Below are 26,952 nucleotides of genomic sequence, written 5' to 3'. Positions count from 1 at the left end.
AATAGCTTATTGTGCGTAAAACTTTTTTATAACCTATAAAGCAAATTAATATGAAAACTAAACACAAAGATTATATAATCATTGGTGCAGGTCCAGCTGGATTGCAATTAGGGTATTTTTTTCAAAAATATAACCTAGATTTTTTACTAGTAGAAAAAAATAACGTTGCAGGGTCTTATTTTAAAGATTACCCTAGACATAGAACATTAATCTCTATAAACAAAGTTCATACAGGTTTTGAAGATAAAAACTTGGACTTAAGATTTGATTGGAATTCGTTATTATGTGATAAAGATGAATTATTATTCAAAGAGTATAGTAAAGAGTATTTTCCAAATGCAGATTTATTTGTCGATTATCTCAACGACTTTGCGAAAGCATATGCATTACCAATTGATTATGGAGTAGAGATTCAAAATATTAAAAAAGAAGAGGTATTTACCTTGGCTACCTCAACAGGAGAGGTGTACACCTGTAATCATTTAATAGTCGCTACAGGATGGGTAAAACCATACATTCCAGAGATTCCGGGGATAAATCATGGAGAACACTATATGACCATGTCTCTAGACAAAAAAGCGTATGAAAACAAAAAAGTTTTAATCATAGGAAAAGGCAATTCTGCTTTTGAAACAGCAGATGATTTAATAGCAACGACAGCTACTACTCATGTGTGTAGTGAAAATAGTTTAGTAATGGCTTGGAACTCACATTATGTAGGTAACTTAAGAGCTGTTAACAACAATTTCTTAGATACGTATCAATTAAAAGCTCAAAATGCTGTATTAGATGCAAGTATAAATAAAATAGTAAAAGAAGGAAACCAATACAAGGTAAGCATTACTTACAATAACAATGCATCTGAAGAAGAAGAGTTAGTATACGATTCTATTATCCTTTGTACAGGATTTAGGTTTGATGATTCTATTTTTGATGAAAGTTGTAAACCTGAATTAACAATTAAAAATCGTTTTCCTAACCAAGAAAGCGATTACCAATCTACCAATATAGAAGGACTGTATTATGCAGGAACAATTACGCATATGCGAGACTATAAAAAACAAGCTTCAGGATTTGTACATGGGTTTAGGTACAATGCAGCCTGTTTAGCCAGAATATTAGCCTATAAGAATCACGATGCCTCTTTATTATCATCAGAAATTGAATGGAATGTTGATGTAATTGGAGAAGAAATAATAGATCGTATCAATTCTAATTCTTCGTTATGGAATCAATACGGATATCTTGGAGATTTAGTTTTAATTAAAGATGATAAGTTGCTTTATTATAATAGTTTACCTGTAGATTATATTAAGGAGAAGTTTGTAAAAGATACAGATGACTACTTTATTTTAACCATGGAGTTTGGGAAAAAAATTGAAACAGGTGAACATACTTCGGTAAATCGTGTACATCGAAACGATTATGAAAACGCTCAAAACAGTGCTTTTATCCATCCAATAATTCGTTACTACAAAGGAGATGAATTAATGGAAGAGTTTCATATTATAGAAGATTTAGAAGCGGTTTGGAAAGAATCAATTCATATAGATCCTCTTAAAAAATTCATTAAAAAAGTAAAGCAGAAACTTTCAGTTGTTCCTGTTTAAGTAATTATCTAAAAAGCTCTTCCTAATAGTAAAATAATAAGTTATTGATTCATAGTGCTTTCATCTAAGCACTGTGAATTATCTATATAACCCAACCCAAAGTTTAAAAAAACCGATAATGGAACAGAAACTAAACAAAGCAAATATTCAAGATATTGTAGCGCTTAATAATACTCAAAAAGGAATATTAATTGAGTGGATTAAAGGTGCCAAAGATTTATATACAGTTCAAATTTCATTTTCAATCACAGGTACCCTTGATGAATCGTTATTTAAAGAAGCTACAAATTTAGTTCAATTAAATAATGATGCTTTAAGGTCTGTTTTCCGCTGGGAAGGGATAAGTAATCCAATACAAGTTATTTTAAAAGAAACAACTTCTCCCTATAAGTTTATAAACCTTTCTTCACTAAATTCAATAGAGAAAGAAACGAAACTTAACACACTTATTAATGAAGACCGTAAGATTGGATTTAATCTTGTGGAACTTCCTTTGAGAATAGCTTTGATAAAGAAAAGCACAGATGAATACGTACTTACAATTTCACATCATCATGTGCTTTACGATGGATGGAGTACAGGGGTAATATTAAAAGAGCTTTTTGAGACCTATAATTCTTTAAAGGATGGAGAAATACCTCATTTTGCTGCAAAACCAGATTTAAAAAAAGTATATAAGAAAACTGAAATAATACAGTTAAAAGAAGAAAAAGAAACCTTCTGGAAGTCTTATTTGCAAGACTATACTATTTGTGAGTTGTTTACAACCAAAGAGAAGAGAAAAGTAACCAATAGAAGCAAGTTTGTAATTAAAGCTGATTTAGCACCTATTGATGATTTTGCTAATAAAAACCAAGTAACCAAAGCAGCAGTAATTTATGCTGCTTATGGATTATTGCTTCAAAAATATTCAGGAACTAAAGATGTAATCTTTGGAAGATCTCAATCTAACCGTCCTCCTTCGTTAAGAGGAATAGAACATGTTATAGGTAATCTAATCAATATTTTACCGATGCGTATAAAAAGCAACACTACAACATCTTTGTTGCAATTAGTTAAAGATACGCATAGAGGACTTATAGACAATGATAAGCAGTTTGAAGGAACAGCATATTCTGAAATAAAGGAAATAGTTGGACTAAAATCATATGAAGGCTTATTTGATTCGGTAATTGCAATTGAAAATTATCCTTTAGATCATAATGTTTTAGGGAAAAACAAACAATTCTCATTACACTTAGCGTCTACCTATGAGAACAATAGTATTCCTTTAACGATAACAGTGTTTTTTAATGAAAATTTAGAAATTGAATTTGATTATGATGAACATTATGGAACCAAAAATCAAATTCAAACCATTGCAGAACATTATAAAGGCTTACTTCGTGCAATAATCACAGATTCCTCTAAAAATTCAGAAGAAGTTTCTTTAATGTCTGAAGAAAACTATAAAGAGTTATTAGTCGATTTTAATAATACGTTAGTTGATTTATCAGATACCGAAACAGTTGTATCTCTTTTCGAAAAACAAAGAAAAACGACTCCCAATGCTATTGCAATTAGAGATGGAGAACTCCTTATGACATATAATGAGTTAGGGATGATTTCAAATCAAATAGCAAACTATCTTTCTCTTAAGAAAGATGTAAAATCAGGCGATTTGGTAGGAGTGATGTTAGAGAGAGAACCAGTATTCATCCCTGTATTATTAGGTTTGTTAAAACTAGGAGCTGGATATGTTCCTATAGATCCAAAATACCCAGCTGAACGAATTAACACAATTATAAAAAGTGCTTGTTTAGAAACTGTTATAACAAGAAAAGAATATGTACCATTAGACGTAGCCTTACCTAAAAGCGTACTAAATCTTAGTGAAGAATACCGCCTTATTCTTGAAGAAGAAAAAGAATATCTTTTCAATACCAAGCAATCTGAAATAGCCTATGTTATTTTTACTTCAGGGTCTACTGGGGTTCCAAAAGGTGTAGCTATAGGACACCGTTCTTTTTTAAATTATATTACTTGGGCTTCAAAGTATTATTTAAATGACCAAAAAGGAAACTTTCCCTTATATACTTCTATCTCTTTTGATTTAACTATTACGTCTATTTTCGTTCCTCTTATAAATGGAGGAGAAGTTGTTTTATATAAAGATACAGATGATAGTTTATTAATAGAGCAAGTACTCTTAGATGATAAAGTAGATATAATTAAACTAACCCCTTCTCATTTACGAATTATTAATATAAGTGAGTCTTTAACAGAAAAGTTTATACATAGTAATGTAAAGAAGTTTATTGTAGGTGGTGAAGCTTTAGATTATTCATTAGCAAAATCTATTTCTGAAAAATATAAGGGAAGAATAGAAATATATAATGAATATGGTCCTACTGAAGCAACAGTAGGTTGTATGATTCATAAATTTTCAGAAAAAGAAAAAAATACGGCATCTGTTGCTATAGGAAAACCCATAGCTAACACTCAAATTTATTTATTAGATAAATTTTTAAAGCCAGTAGCCAAAGGAGCTAAAGGAGAAATATACATATCAGGAGAAGGGTTAGCTTTAAAATATCTTAACAGAGAAGACCTTACAAATCAAAGATTTATTTCCAATCCTTTTTCTGAGGGAAAATTAATGTATCGTACTGGAGATCTTGCTTGTTGGAAGAGTGATGGCACAATAGAGTTCTTAGGACGTATTGATGATCAAATAAAATTAAGAGGGTATAGAATAGAGTTAGGAGAAATTGAAAATCAACTATCAACATTTAAAGCAATAAAAGACGTTGTAGTTGTTGAAGTTGTTCATGAAGAAGAAAAACACATAGCAGCGTATTATGTTGGAGAAGAAAAGATAAATCAAAAAACACTTCGTTCTTTTCTTGCAGAAAGACTTCCGTCTTATATGATTCCAACATTCTATATTCATATAGATAGAATTCCCTTAACTCATAATGGAAAGCTGGATAAAAGATCATTACCAATCCCTGAGATAGAAACAAGTACGCTTGTTATAAACGAAACATTAACTGAAATAGAACAAAAGATTATTGCTATTTGGTCTTCAATATTAAAAGTTGATGAAAAAAGAATCGGATTAAAATCAAACTTCTTTGAGTTAGGAGGGCACTCATTAAATGCAATCAAGTTTGCCAATATTATATTTAAAGAATTTGAGATAAAGATAACAATTAAGGAAATTTTTGATAATCCTACGGTTAAAGAGTTGGCATCTCTAATACCAAATACAGAAACGACAGAATTTATTTCAATACCTAAGGCATCGTCAAAGCCTTATTATGTGTCTTCTTCTGCACAAACGCGTTTGTATTTTCTCTATACAATGGATAAGAGTTCTACAGCATATAATATGCCCTATGCTGTTAAGATTAAAGGGAATGTAAATAAAGAGCGATTCTCTAAAACATTTGAAGCGTTAATTAATAGACATGAAACGTTAAGAACTCAATTTGATATTATAGAAGGAAATGTTGTACAAATCATTTCAGATGAAATTAACTTTGAGTTACAACATACTAAAGTAGAGGATAATTTAGAATACTTGTGTAGTGAATTTGTACAGCCTTTTAACTTAAACGAAGGTCCTTTATTACGAGCAGGATTATTTGAAATAAATGCAGAAGAATATATATTTATGGTTGACATGCATCATATTGTAAATGATGGATTATCTCATGCTATATTTATAAAAGAATTTATTTCTTTATATAAAGAAGAAGTGCTTCCAAACCTAGAAGTACAATATAAAGATTATGCAGAATGGCAACAGCATGATGATTATAAAAAAATGATTGCTGAAGATAAAGCCTATTGGATGACTGAATTTAATGAAGAAGTCGAGGCATTAAATTTACCTACTGATTTTACAAGACCTTTAGTAAAAACATATCAAGGAGAAAATCTTAAGTTTAAAATTAATGAGTCTGAAGTTAGCAAACTAAATAAAATTGCAGAAGAAGAAGAAGTAACAATGTTCATGATATTGATGGCAGTATTTAATATTTTACTTAATAAATTAAGTAATCAAAAAGATATTGTAATCGGAACTCCTTCAGCTGGAAGACCACATGCAGAACTTGAAAATATTATAGGAATATTTTTAAATATGCTATCGGTTCGTTCTAAAATTAAGGAAGAAGCATCTTTTACAGAATTTTTAAATTCTGTAAAAGCTACATTGTTAGCATGTTTTGAGCACCAAAAGTATCAGTATGAACAATTAATTGAAGAGCTAAATATAGAAAGAAACCCAAGTCATAACCCATTGTATGATGTTGCTTTTTTCTTTGAAAATTTCGAAACAGAAGAGCTTAAAATTCCCGGTTTAATTTTAGCACCTTACACGTTTGATCATAAAGCATCAAAATTTGATATTGTACTTACCGCTGCTCAAGTAGAAGGAGAGATTGAATTACAATTTGATTATGATGCTGCATTATTTAAGAAGAAAACAATTAAGCGTTTTGCATATTATTTTAAAAGAATAATTAGTGAAGTAACAAACAATCCGGCTATTCAGTTGTTTAATGTTGATGTTTTATCAAGTCAAGAGAAAAATCAATTACTAAATGAGTTTAATACCACTAAAAAAGAGACCCCTAAACTTACAATTGTAGAATTGTTTGCAGCACAAGCTAAGAAGACACCAGATCAAACAGCAATTGTTTTTGAAAGAAGAGAGTTTTCATACAAAGAGGTAGATGAGTTGTCTAATGGTTTTGCTAATTATTTAATAGAAAACTATAGGGTTAAAAATGGAGATATAGTAGGACTTATGACTAACAGGTCTGAATTTACCATAATAACTATTTTAGGAATTTTAAAAGCGGGAGGAGCATACTTGCCTATAGACCCATCCTATCCAAAGGAAAGAAAAGAATATATTCTGAAAGATAGTAAGGCTACACTATTAATTACAGATCAAGATTTTAATTATAACGGTGCATTAATAGCACTTAATACTGAAAACTGGCAACCAGCAGAAAACCTCATAAAACCTAACACCAATACTGTTCTTGATTTGTGTTACATGATTTATACTTCTGGTTCTACTGGAAATCCAAAAGGGGTGATGATTTCACATCAAAACCTAGCCAATTTCTTTATAGGAATGGATGAAAGGTTACCGATATCAACAGAAGAGAGAATGCTAGCAATGACCAGTATCTCTTTTGATATTTCAATTTTAGAGCTTTTATGGACCTTATGTAGAGGAGTTGAAGTTACAATTCACCCTTCAGATGCTTCTCATAACGAGTTAGATCGTTATGTAGAAAACGAGGTGAGTACTATGGATTTTGGTCTCTTCTTTTTTGCTAGTTATAACCATGGGGTTGAAGATGGAAAATATAATTTATTCTTAGAAACAGTTAATTATGCTGATCAGAATGGTTTTAATGCAATTTGGACACCAGAAAGACACTTTCATGAATTTGGAGGATTGTTTCCAAATCCTTCCGTTACCAGTGCAATGTTATCAACAATTACAGAACATGTTGAATTAAGAAGTGGTAGTGTTGTGGTACCTCTTCATTCACCTGAAAGAATCGTAGAGGAATGGGATACCGTAGATCAAATTTCAGGAGGGCGAATAGGCTTGTCGTTTGCTCCTGGGTGGAATCATGATGATTTTTCATTATCTCAATACAGTTATGCAGATAGGCACAAAATAACACATGAAAATATCAATAAAATAAAAGAATTATGGAGAAAGCGTAAAGAAGCCCAGAATAAGACAAATAAAGAACTTTCTATTTGGCTAACAACAGCAGGAAATGAAGCTTCTTTTAGATCTGCAGGGCAAATGGGGGCTAACTTATTAACACATCTGTTAGGACAAGACATTGAAGAATTAAGTAAAAAAATACGTGTTTACAGACAAGCAAGAAAGGAAGCTGGATATGAAGGAGAAGGAAAAGTAGCAGTGATGTTACATACCTATGTAGGAAAAACTATGGAAGAAGTTGAAGCTGTTGTAGAAAAACCTTTTAAAGAATACTTAAGAACTGCTATTGGGGTTAGTAAAATTGTATATCAGGAAGCTGGCTATATAGAAGGAGAATTAACCAAAGAACTTGAAGATAAAATACTTCAAAATGCTGTTAAACGCTATTATAAAACAAGCTCTTTAATTGGAACGAAAAGTACAGCGATAAACATGGTTCAAAAGCTATCGGCAGCTGGCGTAAATGAAATAGGGTGTTTGATAGATTTTGGCGTAGAACAAAAGAAAATAATTGAAGGCCTTGAATACTTAAAAGAGCTTAAAGATGTATTTTCTATACAAAAGAATAATTTACGAAAACCAATATCTGCATTTCAGGCTACACCTTCATATTTAAAGCTGTTGGAAAGTGATAAAGAATCAGAAAAATTCTTAAAATCACTTAAAACTATTTTGGTTGGAGGAGAATCTGTACCGGCTACATTAATTCATAGCTTAAGACAGAAAACTGAGGCTGAGGTGTACAATATGTACGGACCTACGGAAACAACAATTTGGTCAAGTGTAAAACATTTTGAAAAGAACTTAACAAAAGTTACCATAGGAAACCCTATTGCTAATACCCAATTATATGTACTTGATGATAATTTGAAATTATTGCCTCAAGGAGTCGTAGGAAATCTTTACATAGGAGGAAAAGGAGTTGCTAAAGGTTATTGGAATCGTGAGGAATTAACTAAAGAAAGATTTATTAGCAATCCTTTCAAGCCGGAAGAGAAAATATATTTTACTGGAGATTTAGCGAAATGGTTACCTAATGGAGAAATGGAATTGTTAGGTAGGGTTGATGATCAAGTTAAAATTCGTGGGTTTAGAATTGAGTTGGGTGAAATAGAAAGCTTATTAAACGAAAATGAGTTCGTAAAAGAGTCGGTGGTTGTAGCTAAAGAATATGAAGGAGAAAAACATTTAGTAGGATATTGTGTACTTCATAAAAATACAGATTCTCTTAAACTCAGAGCATATCTTTCAGATAGGTTACCAAGTTTTATGGTACCAACATTTTTTACGATTCTAGATAAAATGCCATTAACTCCTAATGGTAAAGTTGATAAGAAAAAACTGCCTGAACCAACAGTAGAGGCTGGTGAAAATTATATTGCACCTACTACAAAAGAAGAAAAAATATTAATCAATGTTTGGTCGGAAGTTTTAGGAGTGAATTCTATTGGAGTAATGGATAATTTCTTTTCAGTAGGAGGAGACTCAATAAAATCGATCCAAATAAGTTCTCGAATGCGTAATCTTGGATACGAAGTTTCGGTAAAAGATATTTTTACAAGTCAAACAATTAAAGAATTAAGTTTAAAGTTAAAGAAAACCGAAACAGCTTCGATACAGGAACTCGTTACAGGAGCTCAAGAATTATCTCCTATACAAAGATGGTTTTTCGATCATTCTACCGTTCATCCTCATCATTATAACCAAGGGGTACTACTTAATTTCCCTAAAAAGGTTTCCAAAGAAGAAATAATTAAAGTTTTTACAAAACTTCAAGAGCATCACGACGCTTTACGTTTAATTTTTAAGAAAAAAGAAGAGCAATTAAAAGCGGTGAATAAAGGGGTCGATTTACCTTTAGGACTTAAAGAGTTTGATCTTACAGAAGAAGAAAATAAGGAAGCAAAATTACTAGAAATAGCGGAGGGAATTCAGTCAGGCATCAACCTTGAAGAGGGACCGCTTATGCAATTGGCACTTTTTAATAATACCAAAACAAGTAAATTACTTATTGTTATTCATCACTTGGTAATTGATGGAATTTCATGGCGAATTTTATTTGAAGATATAGAAACGTTATTTAAACAATTAAGTAATGGGCAAGTTCTAGCATTACCTTTAAAAACAGATGCGTTTATATCTTGGCCAGATGCTATAAAGAAATATATGCAAAGCAGTCGTTTTGCAAAAGCGAAAACTTATTGGGAAGATAAAGTAACCTGTTCTTATTCGAAAATACCTAAAGATTTTCCAAAAGGAAATCATAAAGTTCAAGAGCAAAAAACAGTAAAATTCAAACTAACTAAAAGGTTGACAGATGCTCTTTTAACTTCTGTTCATCAGCCTTTTAATACACAAATTAATGACGTTTTATTAACCGCATTAATGTTAAGTGTAAAAGAAAAGTATGGAATTAACAACCTTAAAATAGATTTAGAGGGACATGGTAGAGAAGAAATTTTACCAAATGTTAACATAAATAGAACAGTAGGGTGGTTTACGAGTATTTACCCATTATACTTAAACAGTCAAAGTACAAGTCTTACTGAAAACATTATTGAAACCAAAGAAAGTTTCCGTAAAATTCCAAACAACGGGTTTGATTATTTAATAGCTAAATATTTCAAGTCAGAAAGCAATAAAGGGTTTAAAGATGAAGCAGCTCAAATTTTCTTTAATTATTTAGGACAATTTGATGAAGATGTAAAAGATAAATCATTTGACGTTGCTATTGAAGGTATTGGAAATGTTATTTCTCCAGAAGAAACATTACATCACGATTGGGAAATTTTAGGGTTAATAGCTGATGGCTGTTTAGAAATGAAGCTAACGTATAGTTCAAAGCAGTACAAAGAAGAAACAATAACTGAACTCATGAGTTTGTATGAAAATTCATTGATACAGATTATTGCTTTTTGTAGCGCAAAAGACACCATAGAATTAACTCCTTCAGATTTTACATTTAACGACTTATCTCTTTCAGAGTTAAAAGCATTGAAGTTAGAATATCCAACAGTTCAGGATGTTTATAAACTGTCTCCAATGCAAGAAGGAATATTATTTCATACGCTACGCGATGCAAATTCAGATCATTACTTTAACCAAATATCTCATAAAATTACAGATAGGTTAAATACGGAGATCATGGAGCAAAGTATTCAAGAGCTCATGCAACGCTACGATATTCTGAGAACAGCATTTATTTATGATAAATACGATGCTACGTTGCAGCTGGTAATGAAAGAAAGAAAAAGTGATTTTCAGTACTTAGATGTAAGAAGTGAATGTGCTAATACAAAGGATGAAGAGGTCATAGAAAAATATGAAAAGAAAGATAGAAGTAAAAAATTTGATTTAGGAAAGGATACTTTAATAAGAGTAACTGTTCTGAGGTTAGAGGACGAATTGTATCATATTATTTGGAGCTACCACCATATACTCCTTGATGGTTGGAGTTTAGGACTGGTGTTGAAAGATTTTATTCATATTTATGAAAATAAACTTAAAAACATTACAGAAACAAAACCAACCATACAACCATTTAAAAATTACATTAAATGGTTGGAATCAAAAGAAGTAAATGAGGGGTTGAATTTCTGGAAAAAGTATTTAGAAAATTATGAGGAAATAGTCACACTTCCTAGTAAGCAAAAAGAGAATAATAATTTTAAATTAAACTCTAAATATTTTGTAACGACAGATGATGAAATGAAGAATATAATGAAGGTTTCTACTTCATTAGGAGTCTCTGTAAATACAATAATTCAAGGAATTTGGGGGCTAATTTTAGCCAAGTTTAACAATACGAATGATGTGGTATTTGGGTCTATCGTTTCTGGTCGTTCACTAGAATTAGATGGAGTTGAAGATATGGTAGGTTTGTTTATGAATATCATTCCAGTCAGAGTTACTTTTGATTCAGAAGCCTCTTTAGTTTCCTTATTTACTAAAATTCAAGAAAAAGCATTAGAAAGTGAAGCTTACCATTACGAATCAATTGGAGAAATTCAGGCTCAAAGTAGTCTAGGAAATAATTTATTTGATCATTTTATAGCTTTTGAAAACTATGCTTTAGATGAGGGACTCTTAGCAGCAGAATCGTTAAATGAAAAAAGAGCGTTTAATATTCAAGATATAAAAGCTTTTGAACAAACTAATTACGACTTAGTAGTAGGTGTATTTCCCGGAAAAAACCTAGCGATAAAATTTGAATATAACGAAAATCATTTTGAGAGAGCATTAATAGATAATATCTGTTCTTATTTAAGGCAAATTTTCGCATCGATACATAAAAGTTTAGATAAAAAGGTTAAAGAGTTTAGCTTCTTGCCTGCTGAGGAGAAAATCCAATTAGAAAAATTTAATCATCACCCTGTTAAATATCCTGAAGGAAAAACAATTGTAGAATTGTTCACTGAACAAGTAAAAAGAAACCCTACTAAAGTAGCAGTAGTTTTTAAAGGGAAAGAAATTACGTTTAAAGAATTAGATGAAAAATCTAACGAGCTAGCTAATTATCTATTAGATACATATCATGTAGAAAAAGGAGATTTGGTATCTATAAAAATAGAGCGAAGTGAATGGATAATTATAACAATTTTTGCAATATTAAAAACAGGAGCTGCATACGTACCAATTGATATAGCATATCCAGAAGAACGTATTCAGTATTTAGAAACCGATTCAAAGTGTAAAGTAAGTATAAATGAAGAGGTTTTACTAGACTTCAAGAATACAACTCCAGTATCAAAGCCCGTACATATCAAATCAACCTCTAAAGATTTAGTGTATGTAGTATATACTTCAGGAAGTACGGGAAATCCAAAGGGAGTTATGATTGAAAATCAGTCAATTCTCAACACTATTTATTTCCAAAAAGAAATTTTTGGAGAGAAAAAGTCAATTCAATTCTTCTCATATTCTTTTGATGCTTTTGCTTGGGAAACATATGCTACACTATTATTTAATGGAACATTGCATATTTTAAGTGATGATTGCAGAAAAAATCCCAAACAATTTGGAGAGTATATCTTTGATAATGATATAGAAATAGTGACTTTACCTGCTTCCTATCTTGACAAGTTAGACTTGTCTAAGTTAGCCAAAGCAAAAATATTAATGACAGGTGGAGAAGCACCAAGTTATAAGATAGTTACAGAAATTATAAAATATGTAAGATATTACAATGCATATGGGCCTACAGAAGCGAGTGTAACTTCTTCTATTTATGAAATAGAAAATAAAGAAAGAATAAAAAACCAAATAATTCCTATAGGAAAACCTATTCCAAATACAGCGATGTATATTTTAGATGAGACTCATAATCTTCAACCTATTGGAGCAATTGGAGAGTTATATTTAGGAGGAGCAGGCTTGGCAAAAGGCTATTTGAATAGACCCGATTTAACAAATGAAAAGTTTATAAAGAACCCGTTTGTAAACGGAGAGAAAATGTACAAAACGGGTGACTTAGCACGATGGTTACCAGATGGAAACGTTCAGTTTATTGGAAGAAAGGATACGCAAGTAAAATTAAGAGGATATCGAATAGAATTAGGAGAAATTGAAAATGCGTTAATTTCATTACCTTCAATAAATCAAGGAGCAGTGGTAATAATAACTTCGGAACGAGATAAATACTTGGTAGCTTATTATACATCTGATTCTGAATTGAAATCAAAAAATCTGAGGGAAGCACTTAAAAATCGTCTTCCTGAACACATGATTCCTAGTTACTTTAAGGAGTTGTCATCTATGCCATTAACACCCAATGGAAAGATAGATAGAGAAGCTCTTTTAACTTTTTCAGAAAAGGATATTATAAGAAATGAATATGTGCCGGCTAGAAATGAAGTAGAATCTATACTGGTTCGCATTTGGGAAAATGTATTGAATATTGAAAATATAGGAATTACAGATAATTTCTTTGAGTTAGGAGGACATAGTTTAAAAGTTACGCAGCTTATTAATAATATTAATAAAGAACTATCTAGTACTGTAGAAATAAGACAAGTGTTCGAATATCCTACTATAGAAGAGCTAGTAAAAATAATAAATGAAGATACTTATAAACCAATTCCTAAATCGGAAAGTCAAGAGTACTATCCTTTGAGTTCAGCTCAAAAAAGATTGTGGATACTTAGTCAGTTCGAAGGAGGTAGTAAAGCGTATAATATACCAGGAGTTTTACAGCTTGAAGGAAATTTAGACATTCCTAAATTAGAACAAGCATTTAAATTAATATTTCAACGTCACAGTAGTTTAAGAACAAGTTTTTTAGAGGTGAATGGAGAGATAGTACAACAAGTAATAAATGCTAAGAACTTTACATTTGAATTAGAAAAACAAGCAGTAGACCACAAAAATCTTGATAAAGAAATTAAAACATTCTTAGAAGAAGAAATAGATTTATCAGGAGCTTCTCTTTTAAAAATAAAATTACTCAAGCAAGAAGATAAAACATATTACCTAGTATTGAGTCTTCACCATACTATGGGTGATGGTTGGTCAATGCAAGTATTATCTGAAGAACTAATGTATTTATACAACCAATTAGTTACTGGTAATAAAATAGAATTTCCAAATCTGAATATTCAATACCATGATTACGTATTGTGGAATATTGAAAAGAAAAAGAACCCTGAGTTTAGCAAAGTGGAAGATTATTGGATTTCTAAATTATCGGGTAACCTACCTGTTTTAGAGTTGCCTACTGAAAAAATAAGACCTTTAATAAAAACGTATCAAGGACATACATTAACACATGTTTTTAGTAATGAGTTGTATACAAACATAGGTTTGTTTAATGAGCGTCAGAAGTCAACTCTTTTTATGACTTTGTTAGCAGGAATTAATGGATTGTTTTATAGGTATACTAATAATTCGGATATCATTTTAGGAACATCAATAGCAGGAAGAACACATGCAGATTTAGAAAACCAGATAGGTTTGTTTTTAAATACTTTGGCTATCAGAACAACCTTCAATAAAGAGGGGAATTTTGAAGATTTAGTTGAAACACAAAAAAGAACGCTTTTAGAAGCATATGAAAATCAAGAATACCCATTTGATGATTTAGTTGAAAAATTAAATTTAAATAGAGATACCTCTAGAGCTGCATTATTCGATGTAATGGTAGTGCTACAAAATCAGGAAGACATTGCTATTGAATTAGAAAATATTTCAGTAAAACCTTATGAAAAACATCTTAGAAATGTAAGTCAATTTGATATTACTTTTTCATTTAAAGAGGAAAATGAGCGGCTATTTGTACTGTTAGAATATAATACAGATATTTATGAAGAGTCTTTCATAAGTAGAATGTTAACACATTTAGAATCCTTTTTAACAAATGCTATTCTAAATTCTCAACAACAGATAAATGAAATAAATTATTTATCTACAAAAGAGAGAAACACTCTTTTAAAAGAGTTTAACAATCCAGGTTTCGCAAAGAAAGATATTGATGAAACGCTGTTAGATCTTATTGCCAAACAGGTAGCATTAACCCCAAATGCAGAAGCATTAGTTTTTAATAACAAATCTATAACATACAAAGAGCTAGATGAAATGTCGAATTCTTTAGCTAACTATTGTGTAGAGAATCATAGCATTACACCAGGAACCTTAATCGGTATTCAAATGGAGAGAAGCGATGTAATGGTTATTGTTTTGTTATCGATATTAAAAATGAGGTGCGCTTACGTGCCAATTGATATCAATTATCCATTAAAAAGGAAACAAAATATAGTAAAAAACAGTGGTGTAAAACACTTGTTTTCGAGTGAGTCTATAGAAGAAGTAGAGGAAGAGTTGATTGTTATTAATATTAAAGAAAATTGGAATACAATACTCAATTATTCTACAAAATTCAAAGAGCATGTTCAATTAGATGACCTTGCATATATTATTTATACTTCTGGGTCAACTGGTATTCCAAAGGGAGTAGCAATACAACATAAATCACTAGCTAATTATGTCTGTTCATTTGAAGAAAATCTAGGTAACTTCCCTTTCTATACAACAATTTCTTTCGACTTAACCGTAACTATTTTTGTTCCTTTGACTAAAGGAGATAGTGTTGTTATTTACCCAGAGAATACATCTAACAGCTTAATAGAAGATATTATTATAGATAACAAGGTGGAGGGTATAAAACTAACTCCTTCTCACTTACGTATACTTGTTGCAAGTAGTAAGTTAACTTCTTACTTTGAAAAAAGTAAGCTAAAAATAATGATTGTAGGAGGAGAAGCTCTTGAATATGCTTTAGCAAAAGAAGTATACGATAAATTTAAAGGAAAAGTTACTATTTATAATGAATACGGACCTACTGAAACAACTGTAGGATGTACAATCCATCAGTTTTCTGTAACTGAAAAAGCAGTATCGGTATCTATTGGAAAACCAATATTAAATACAGAAATATACATACTGAATGAAGCACTTCAGCCTATGCCAATAGGAGTTGTAGGAGAATTGTTTATAGCAGGTTTAGGATTGGCTAAGGGGTATTATAATCAACAAGAGCTTACAGATAAAAAGTTTGTTTCTAATCCATTTATAGAGGGTCAGAAAATGTATCGTTCTGGAGATTTAGCTTGCTGGACAAAAGAAGGAACACTGAAATTTGTAGGACGTATAGATGACCAGATTAAGTTAAGAGGCTATCGTATAGAGTTGGGAGATATAGAAAATAACTTAATGGAATTTCCTGAAGTTAAGGATGCTGTTGTTACTCTTAAAAGTATAGGGAATACAGAACACTTGGTGGGGTATTACATAGCAAACGACAATATAGAACCCCTTCGTTTTAGAGAATTTTTATCTACAAGACTGTTAGGGTATATGATTCCTCATTACTATCATAAACTAGATGCTATACCATTAACACCTAACGGAAAATTAGATAAAAAAGCACTACCTATTCCAGAAGGTAATAGGGAAATGAGTTTAGAATTGCCAGAAACTCCTGAAGAAAAATTATTAACAAAAGTTTGGTGTGAGGTACTTGGAATACAGGTTGTTGGGATTTATGATAATTTCTTTTCTGTTGGAGGAGACTCTATAAAATCAATTCAAATAAGTTCAAGACTTAGAAATTTAGGATATGATATTCCTGTTCGTACTTTAATGTCTGTTTTTACAATAAAAGAACAAGCAAAATCATTAAAACCTATTGAAATTTATTCTGATCAATCGGAGGTAACAGGAATAATCCCGTTAACAGGCATACAAGAGTGGTTTTTCAAAAAGAATAAAGCATACAAAGAACACTACAACCAGTCGGTGATGTTAAAATTTAACACAACGCTAAGTGTAGAAGAGGTACAGTTAATTTTATCTAAAATAACAACACATCATGATGTCTTAAGAGCAACATTTAGATTAGAAGAGGAAGTGATTCAAGAAATAGTTTCTCCAGAGATGGACATATTTATTGATGAACATAGCTTTGAGAAATCAATGAACTATGAGGAAGAAATAATTCGTAGAGTTAATAAACTTCAAAGTACAATTAATCTCACAGATGGTCCCTTGTTAAAAATAGGTCTTTATCATTTAGAGTCAGAGAGTTATTTGTTTATAGCAATCCACCATTTAATAGTTGATGGAATTTCTTGGAGAATTTTATTAGAAGATTTTGAAACGTTATATAATCAGGTTAAAACAGATAAAGAACTAGAGTTACCGTTAAAAACAGATTCTTTTAAGCTTTGGGCAAAAAAAGTAAAAGAATACCTACAGGGAGCCCCATTTACTAACAGTGTTAAATATTGGGAAAAGGAAGACAAAAAAGAAACATCATACATAAAAAGAGATCGAGAAGAAGGCAACAATAGTTATTTAACGTCTAAGAAGATTGCGTTTAATTTAAATGAAGCAGCAACAAAACGTTTATTAACTAAAGCTCATTTAGCATTTAATACACAGGTAAACGATTTATTATTAGCAGCATTTATCAATGCAGTAGCCGCTGAGTACGATATAAATCATATCCGAATGGATATGGAAGGTCATGGACGAGAAGAGTCTTTTATTAATAATAATATTGGTAGAACAGTAGGATGGTTTACAAGTATTTACCCTGTAACATTCTCTACTTCACATAATACGATTTCTTCACTAATTAAATCGGTTAAGGAAGGACTGAGAAGCATTCCTATGAAGGGAGCAGACTACTTGCTGTACAATAATTTAGAAAGTACAACAGTAGAAGGAAGAAGAACCTCACAAGTGAGTTTCAATTATTTAGGGCAGTTCGATACAGATGTAGAGAACAAAAGTTTTGAAATTGTACCTAATTTGAAAGGAGAAGATATTCATCTTCATAATGAAAGAGATTATGATTGGGATATTTTAGGAATGGTTGTTTCTGGAAAGTTAGAAATTCAATTACTATATAATACAAACCATTTTCACGATGCTACGATTTCTCGTTTAATGAGTAAGTATCAAGCTTCTTTAGAAAAGGTAATTAATTATTGCTGTGATTATAAGGGAAGAGAATTAACACCGTCAGATTTAACTTACAGTAAGTTAAGCATTACAGATGTTAATCATCTGCAAAGTAAGTTCAAAGTCTTAGATGTGTATCCTTTATCTTCTATGCAGGAAGGGATGATGTATCATTCTTTGTTAGACCCAAAAACATCTCATTATTTCGAACAGGTAAGTTGTAAAATAGAAGGAGAATTAAATATATCAGTAGTACGCAAAACACTCAACTACTTGTTAAAGCGTCACGATGTTTTAAGAACGGTGTTTTCAGATGAGTTTGATAGATCTCTGCAAATAGTTTTAGATCAAGAAGAATTCGATTTTTCTCTAATAGATATGCGTCAAAGTGTGGATGGAGAAAAAATAGAAGAGCTAATAGAAGCGTATAGAATTAAAGACAGAAACAATAAATTTAACCTTTTACAAGGCTCGTTAATTCGCTTAACTGTATTACAAATAAGTAACACATCATTTGAATTTATATGGAGTTATCATCATATATTAATGGACGGATGGTGTATAGGAATTTTATTACAAGAATTTGAACAAGTGTATAAACACTTCACAAATAAAACGAGTATTGAATTACCTGTTGTTAAGCCGTATTCAAATTACATCTCATGGATAGAAAAAAGAGATAAAATTAAACTATCTAACTATTGGAGTACTTACTTAGCAGGTTATGACACCTTAGCAACTATTCCGAAAAAAGGTAATGAATCTCAAGAAAAAAATAAACAAGCAGTTTATGAACACTATATAAGTTCAGAAGTAGTAACATCGTTACAAACGCTTTCTAGAGAACAGGGAGTTACGTTAAATAATATAATTCAAACTTCTTGGGGTATTGTATTGTCAAGATATAACAATACAAGAGATGTAGTATTTGGAACAGTGGTTTCTGGACGTCCTTCGGAAATAGAGGGCGTGGAAAATATGATAGGATTATTTATCAACACCATTCCTGTTAGAATTAGTTATAATGAAGACACTACAGTTAGTGAACTTCTAGCAAATACACAGAAGAAAGCATTAGAAAGCGATGAATATCAACATTATTCTCTGGCAGAAATTCAAGGAATAAGTGAATTAGGAAGAAACTTATTAGATCATATCATAGTCTTTGAAAATTTACCCGTAAGTAATAAAGACTTACCAAATAATCTAGGTAATGAGAAAGCTCCTTTTACGATAGAAGAATCTCAGGTTTTTGAAGAAACCAATTATGACTTAACGCTAGTAGTTGTACCGGGAAAAGATCTACGATTTAAGTTTTTATATAACAATGCTGTATTTTCAAAAGAATTTATTTCAAAAATTAGTGAGCATTTAACAAATGTGTTGCATGAAATTTTAACGAGTTCTAAAAACAGTAAAGTAAGGCAAGTTGAAATTTTGTCTAATGAAGAAAAGTTACAGCTAACTACTGGTTTTAACAATACTCATTTAGAGTTCACTCCAAATGAAACAATTATGTCGCTATTTGTTAAGCAAGTAGCAAAAAATCCAAATAAAACTGCCTTGTATTATAAGGGTAAAGAGATGACTTACGGTGAGTTGGATGCTCTTTCAAATCAAATAGCCAATTATTTAATTAGTGAAAAAGGCATAAATCAAGGAGACTTAATTGGGGTGTATTTAGAGCGAGATTTACTTCTTGTACCCTTACTGTATGGAATCTTAAAATCTGGGGCAGCATACTTACCCTTAGACACCAATAATCCTATAGAAAGAATTCAAACAATTATTAAAGATTCGAAAGTTAGACTGCTACTTTCTATAGAAAAGTTTGAAGCGGAGTTAGCTACTGTTTCTACAGAGAAAATATACTATGAAACAATAGAAAATTTAGTTTTAAATCAGGCTTGTACGATAGAACTGAAGGTGTCTTCAAATGATTTAGCATACGTGATTTATACTTCAGGATCAACTGGAATGCCAAAAGGAGTTATGGTTGCACATCATTCAGTTGTGAATTTAGTGCAATCTATGCAAGAGAAATATCCGCTAACATTTAAAGATAGTTATTTATTAAAAACAAATTATGTTTTTGACGTGTCTGTAGCTGAGTTATTTGGATGGTATCTTGATGGAGGTACATTAATCATTTTACCAAAAGGCGAAGAAAAAGAACCGTTAAAAATGATGAAAGCCATACAAGAAAATCAAGTTACTCATGTTAATTTTGTGCCTTCATTATTTGCTGTTTTCCTTGAGGAAATAGAGAATAACTCTCTAGAGGTAATAAAAAGCTTAAAACATATTTTCTTAGCAGGAGAAGCACTTCCATTAAGCCTTATAAAACGTTTTTATGCTTTAAAAACGAATATTTCACTAGAAAATATTTATGGGCCTACAGAAGGTACCATTTATAGTAGTTGGTACACAACAACAGGAAATGAAAATTCTGTAAATGTACCTATTGGAAAACCGATTAGCAATGTGTTGCTTTATGTTTTAGATACTTTTAATAATCCGCAACCAATAGGAGTTCCAGGTGAATTGTGTATTGCAGGAGAAGGAGTAGCACTTGGTTATCTCAATAGAGCTGATTTAACTGAAAGTAAATTTGTTAAAAATCCATTTGATACTAGTAAAAAAATGTACCGTACAGGAGATTTGGTACGCTGGTCTGATAGTGGAAATATAGAGTTTTTAGGAAGAATTGATGATCAGATAAAACTAAGAGGGTATCGAATTGAACTAGGAGAAATAGAAAATTATTTGGTTAAATATTCACCAATAAAAGAAGGAGTTGTACTTGTTCAAGAACACGGAGAACAAAAAAACTTAGTGGCCTATTATGTTTCAAATGAAGAAGTAAATGAACAAAATCTTAGAGAATATTTAGTAAATAACCTCCCAGAGTATATGGTTCCTAGTCAATACATTGCACTAGAAGAAATGCCATTAAATGCTAGTGGAAAGCTGGATAAAAAGGCGTTGTTAAAAACAGCAAAAACAATAAAATCAGCCTATGTTTTAGCAACATCTTCAGAAGAGAAGGTATTAGTTAATGTGTGGAAATCTGTATTAGGAATAGACCATGTAGGAATAACAGATCATTTCTTTTCATTAGGAGGAGATTCCATAAAATCGGTACAAATAAGTTCTCGTCTAAGAGCATTAGGAAAAGAATTACCAGTTAAAACAATCATGACTTTACCTACAATTATTGAACAAGCAAGAGCCATTCAATCTATTGAGGTTATAGCAGATCAATCAAAAGTTGTCGGAGAGGTGCCTTTAACAGGTATTCAACAATGGTTCTTTAAGGAGTCTGATTTTAATTCTCAACACTACAATCAATCTGTAGCCTTAAAGTTCAACGACGGAATAACTTTAAATGAAGTAAAACAAGTATTTCAAAAGTTAGTTGAACATCACGATGTTTTAAGAACAAAATTTGTAGATGATGGGGCACATAAAAAACAGGTAATTGAAGAAACAATAACATTAGAGATAGAAGAGAAAAACTTCAAGAGTCAAGGAAACTTCCAAGAGTTAATATTAGCAGAAAGTAATAAACTTCAAAGAGAAATAATTCTTCAAGAAGGGCCATTATTTAAAGTAGGATACTTTGAAACAGATGAAGGAACCTACTTAGTTGTAATTATTCATCATTTAATAATTGACGGTATTTCTTGGCGTATTTTATTTGAAGATATGGAAACGCTTCATCAGCAAATTAAAAACAAAGAAGCATTAGCGTTACCATTAAAGAGCGATTCTTTTAAACTTTGGGCAGATAAGCTTGAGACTTATAAAAGGTCTAATGAATTTAAAAAACAAAAAGGATATTGGGAGGAAGTTATGCAGAAACCTTTTGTGAAAATCCCCAAAAACAATACTGTTTCTAATACTTATAAAAAGGCTCAAAGTATTCGTTTTTCTCTTAACAAAGAGTTGACCGAAACATTACTTACAGATGTTCATAAACCGTTCAATACACAAATTAACGATATACTTTTGGCGAGCTTTACAAAAGCTTTCGCAAACCAGTTCGGTATCGATTTATTAAAAATTGATCTAGAAGGCCACGGTAGAGAAGAGAGTATATCTAATGTTAAAATAGATAGAACGGTAGGATGGTTTACGACTATATATCCTGTAAGTTTCCATGTTCATAAAAATTTAAAGTCTCATATTAAAGAAACAAAAGAAACGCTTCGCGGGGTTCCAAATGGTGGTTTGGACTATCTTTTACTTACATACCTTGAAGAAGAGCATAGTGTTGAAGAAAATAAAGCTCAGATTAGCTTTAACTACCTAGGGCAATTTGATACTGATATAGAAGGAAAAAGCTTTGAAATAGTAGATGGACTTTCAGGAGACGATGTTGCATTAGAAAGCAAGAGACCTTACGATGTTGAAATAACAGGAATTGTTACATCAAAACAATTAGAAATACGCTTAACATATGGAGAAGAAGAATTTGATGCTGTTGAAATGGAATCTCTGATGCTGTCTTACCAAAAATGTTTAGAAGAGACGATTGTTTATTGTATGCATTTGGAAACGAAAGAAGTAACCCCTTCAGATCTTACATATAATAAATTAAGTATTTCCGAAGTAACAAATCTGCAAAAACGATATGATTTACAAGATGCATATCTACTCTCACCAATGCAAGAAGGAATGTTCTTCCATTCAATATATGATGATTTGTCTGAAAATTATTTTGAACAAGTAACATGTCATATAGAGGGGGATGTAAATATCAAAACAGTATCCGATACTTTAGAGTACTTACTAGCACGTCATGATATTTTACGAACAAATTTCTTTCACGAAGGTCTAGACCAACCATTACAGTTTGTGAAGAATCATCAGCAACTAGATTTTACATATGTAAAAATTATTGATGAGGTTGCAAATAGTAGTGAAGAAAAAGTGTTAGAAAAGTACAAAACAAAAGACAAAGCTAGAAAGTTTGATCTTACAAAAGGTGCTTTAATGCGTTTAACAGTACTTGAAACTACAGAAAAATCATTTGCGTTTATTTGGAGTTATCACCATATTCTTATGGATGGATGGTGTATGGGAATCATTGTAAATGAATTTAAAGAGGTTTACGAACAATTCATAAATGGTAAACCAATAAAGTTGCCAGAAATATCTCCTTATGTAAACTATATCTCATGGTTACAAAAAAGAGAAAAAGAAGTATCAGCTAATTATTGGAAAAAATATTTAGCAGGGTTTGATACAGTTACAACATTTCCTCAAAAGCAAGTTAAAAGAGAAGGGTACAACCAAGTAAGTGATGGTTTTGTTTTAGATGAAATACAAACCAAAACATTGCATAATGTATCGAGAAAATACGGAGTTAGTCTTAATACACTAATACAAACAGCTTGGGCAATGGTACTTAGCAGATACAATACAACTACAGATGTTGTGTTTGGATCAGTAGTTTCTGGGCGTCCTGCAGAATTGGCAGGAATAGAGAACATGCTTGGTTTATTTATCAATACAATTCCTGTAAGAATTCGATTTGAAGAAGGAGAAAATATAGAGGATGTATTGAAAAAGGTACAACTTAATGCTTTGGAGAGTGAAGAATATCAGTACCATCCGTTATCAGAAATACAAGCATTAAGTGAATTAGGAAGAGACCTTTTAGACCATATTTTAATTTTTGAAAACTTCCCTATAGGAAAACAAGTTGCCAATAATACCAAAGAACAAACGGGCTTTGAGGTAACCAGCATACAAAGTGAAGTACAAATTAATTATAATTTGAACATAAAAATATTACCATTTGAAACAACAGAAATTCTGTTTGATTATAATGAGAATATTTATGAAGAAGTTCTGATAAAAGAGTTAATAAGTGCCTTTAGAAATAGTATAGAAGCAATTATTAAAGAGGAAGAAAAGCCAATATTACATCTAGAGATACTTTCAAGTAATCAATTACAAAAAGTAAAAGATGAATTGCGTAAAGACCTTAGCAAAGGAATTACAGAAAAAACAATTCAAGAAACATTATCTATTGGTTTAAATAACAACCCCACTAAATGTGCAATCGTGTACAAAGGGGCGGAAATTAGTTATGCTTTATTAGAAGAAGAGTCCACTAAAATAGCAAACTCTTTAATAGAAGCTAAAATCCCTGAAAATACTTATGTAGGAATATTGTGTGAAGATCGCCATCTTCTAATTGCCGCAATGATAGGAGTTTTAAAGGCCAAACTAGCGTTTGTTCCTTTGGAATTTGGGTTGCCTCAAGAACGATTATCTTCAATTTTAGAGCAAACACAAAGCCAATATGTTTTAACAGATCAAAAGATGGGTTCAATTGAAAAGCTTCAACGAACCACAAAGGCTACTTATTTAGATATTCCATTCATTTTAGAAACTGAAGAAAAAACACTGGTAGAAAAACGAACGTACGAATTAAATGACCCTGTGTATGTTTATTTTACATCAGGATCTACAGGGAAACCTAAAGGTGTTATAGGAAGAAATAAGGGATTAGAGCACTTTATCTCATGGGAAATAAACACTTTTGGTATAGATGATTCTTTCCGATTTAGCCAATTTACAAACCCAGGATTTGATGTGTTCTTAAGAGATGTATTTGTACCGCTATGTGCCGGAGCAACTATATGTATTCCAGAAATAGATTTACTCCTTACAGGAGACGTATTGAGCTCTTGGATAGATGAAAATGAAATTTCATTAATACACTGTGTGCCTAGTTTCTTTAAAATATTCAATACCCAAAGCGTAGAGAAGTCATTATTCACTAAACTTAAGTATATTCTACTTGCAGGTGAAAAAATTGTTCCGTTCGAACTACAAAACTGGTTCAATAAATTTAAAGATAAAGTACAGTTAGTAAATATTTATGGTCCAACTGAAACAACATTAGCAAAAGGCTACTATTTAATTCAACCAGAAGATAAGGACAAGAAATATATTCCAATAAAATCAATAATAGGAGCTCAGTTTGTAATACTTGATTCGTCTTTAAACGTATGCCCAGCAGGAGTTGTTGGAGAAATTTACATTCGTACACCTTATAGAAGTTTAGGGTATTTAAATCTTCCTGAAGAAAATAACAAAGTATTTATAAAGAATCCTTATGGAGATGGTGAACAAGATATTTTATACAAAACAGGAGATCTTGGAAAAAAAGACAGAACAAACACAATTGAGATTTTAGGAAGAATAGACCGACAGGTAAAAATTAGAGGAATACGTGTTGAATTAGACGATATTAAGCAAAACATTCTCAATTATAAAGGGATAACAGAAGCGGTAGTAGTTGTTAGGCAAAATGCTGAAAATGAGCAATACATTTGTGCATATTATATTGAAAAAGAAGAAATAAATGTAGCTGAATTAAGAGCTTTTATAAGAGATGTGCTACCTAATTATATGGTACCTTCTTTCTTTATTCCTATAACTACCGTTCCATTAAATGTGAATGGAAAACTAAATATAAAAATGTTACCTGAACCTATGTTAATTAATACAACTGTAGAGGTAGCAACAAATGAAACACAAGAAAAACTAATTGAAATTTGGTCTGAAATATTAAAAATTTCAACAGAAGACATAGGGATTACAAATTCATTTTTTGAATTGGGAGGGCACTCAATTAAAGCTTTCCATTTAATGTCTGGTATTCAGAAAGAATTTGGAGTAAAGCTAAAGTTGAAAGATATTTTTGAGCATACAACGATTATTGAGTTATCTCAAATAATAAAAAATACTCAGCCAAAAGAAGAAACAAAACAAATTAAAAACATAGGTGAGAAAGAGTTGTACTTACTATCTCCTGCTCAAAATAGAATGTTTTATCAGCAGATGCTGCACGAAGGAAGCGTAGCCTTTAATATTTCTATTCCAATTAAAATTAATGGAGAAGTTGTAAAAGAAAAGTTAGAAAATACACTTCGACAATTAGTAAAGCGACATGAAAGTTTAAGAACAGGTTTTGTGTTATCAGAAGAAGGAATCTTCCAGAAAATTTATGGAGCAGAAGAATTTAAACTGGAAATTCTGAACCTAGAAAATTATGACAACGCACAAGAAGCATTTTTAAGTTTTATCCGTCCGTTCGAGCTTACAAGTCACTCTCTTTTTAGAGCAGGTCTATTAAAAGATAGTGATTTAGGAGATTTACTTTTCATAGATATTCATCACATTGTAGCAGATGGAACTTCTGTAAACATCCTAGTTCATGATTTTATCGATATGTATCAAGAAAATACATTGGAAGATTTAGAACTACGTTATGTAGACTACGCACATTGGATGCAAGATATGGGAGCTGAGCTTGAGCAACAGAAAAATTATTGGTTTAATCAGCTTTCTGGAGAATTACCGTATTTAGATCTGCCTACTGATATTGATTCGTCTGAGAAGAAAGCGTTTTTAGGAGCAGAAGAAAAAGAAATTTATGTTAATGTAGAAAAGTATCAAGAATTAACAAAAGCAGCTAAAGAATTTGAGGTTTCAGAATTCATGTTGTTACTATCTGCTTACTACATCTTGTTGTCTAAAATTTCTGGAAACCATGATATAATTATTGGAACAGATATCGTAGGTAGAGCACATAATCAACTTAATACAATAGTTGGAACATTTGTGAACGTTTTACCATTACGATTTAGAATACAGCCAGAAGCCTCTTACCTTAATTTATTGTCTGAAATTAAAAAAGTAGTATTAGAAGCTTATGATAATCAAGATTATCAATACGACCAATTAGTTTCAGAACTACATAAAGACGGAAGTATCGGAGGAAGAGCAATGATTAAGGTACACTTTGCTTTTATGAATACTTTGTTAATAGCTTCTGATAAAACCAATGCTTTTGAACACCTTCCTCTTAAAAGTAAAAGAAGTTCACGAAAAGATTATGAATTCAAAATAGAAGTAAGAGAAAAAGAGGAAACCATAGGTATTGCATTTATTTATGACCCCAATTTATATAGTAATAGTACGATGGAAGTTTTTATGAATTTCTATTACAATATTTTAATGACTATTATCAACAATCCTCAGCAAGCGATTAAAGATATTAAACTAGAACAGTCAGAAAGCTTTATTAAAGAACAAATTAATTACTAAAAG

Annotated in this window: 2 protein-coding genes; both read left to right on the top strand. The window is 31.2% G+C overall.

The genetic code is table 11. The features are described from left to right. The first annotated feature begins 50 nt into the window (after window positions 1–50). Window positions 51–1,610: an NAD(P)-binding domain-containing protein gene (locus ACN0WY_RS06020; protein WP_330488578.1), complete on the top strand. Its 1,560-nt coding sequence runs from the start codon at window positions 51–53 to the stop codon at window positions 1,608–1,610. 118 nt (window positions 1,611–1,728) lie between these two features. Beyond that, window positions 1,729–26,949, top strand: a complete 25,221-nt coding sequence (locus ACN0WY_RS06015; protein WP_417799828.1) for a non-ribosomal peptide synthase/polyketide synthase — start codon at window positions 1,729–1,731, stop codon at window positions 26,947–26,949. Window positions 26,950–26,952: the final 3 nt, after the last annotated feature.

It is taken from the genome of Tenacibaculum sp., from assembly GCF_048269885.1.
In the GTDB taxonomy this organism is placed as follows: domain Bacteria; phylum Bacteroidota; class Bacteroidia; order Flavobacteriales; family Flavobacteriaceae; genus Polaribacter.
Note: the sequence above shows the minus strand (reverse complement) of the source record. Positions and strands in the feature narration are given on the sequence as shown.

What these genes read in the sequence shown, in the direction of transcription:
- ACN0WY_RS06020 (WP_330488578.1), top strand. Translation starts at nt 51, where the DNA reads ATGAAAACTAAACACAAAGATTATATAATCATTGGTGCAGGTCCAGCT.
- ACN0WY_RS06015 (WP_417799828.1), top strand. Translation starts at nt 1,729, where the DNA reads ATGGAACAGAAACTAAACAAAGCAAATATTCAAGATATTGTAGCGCTT.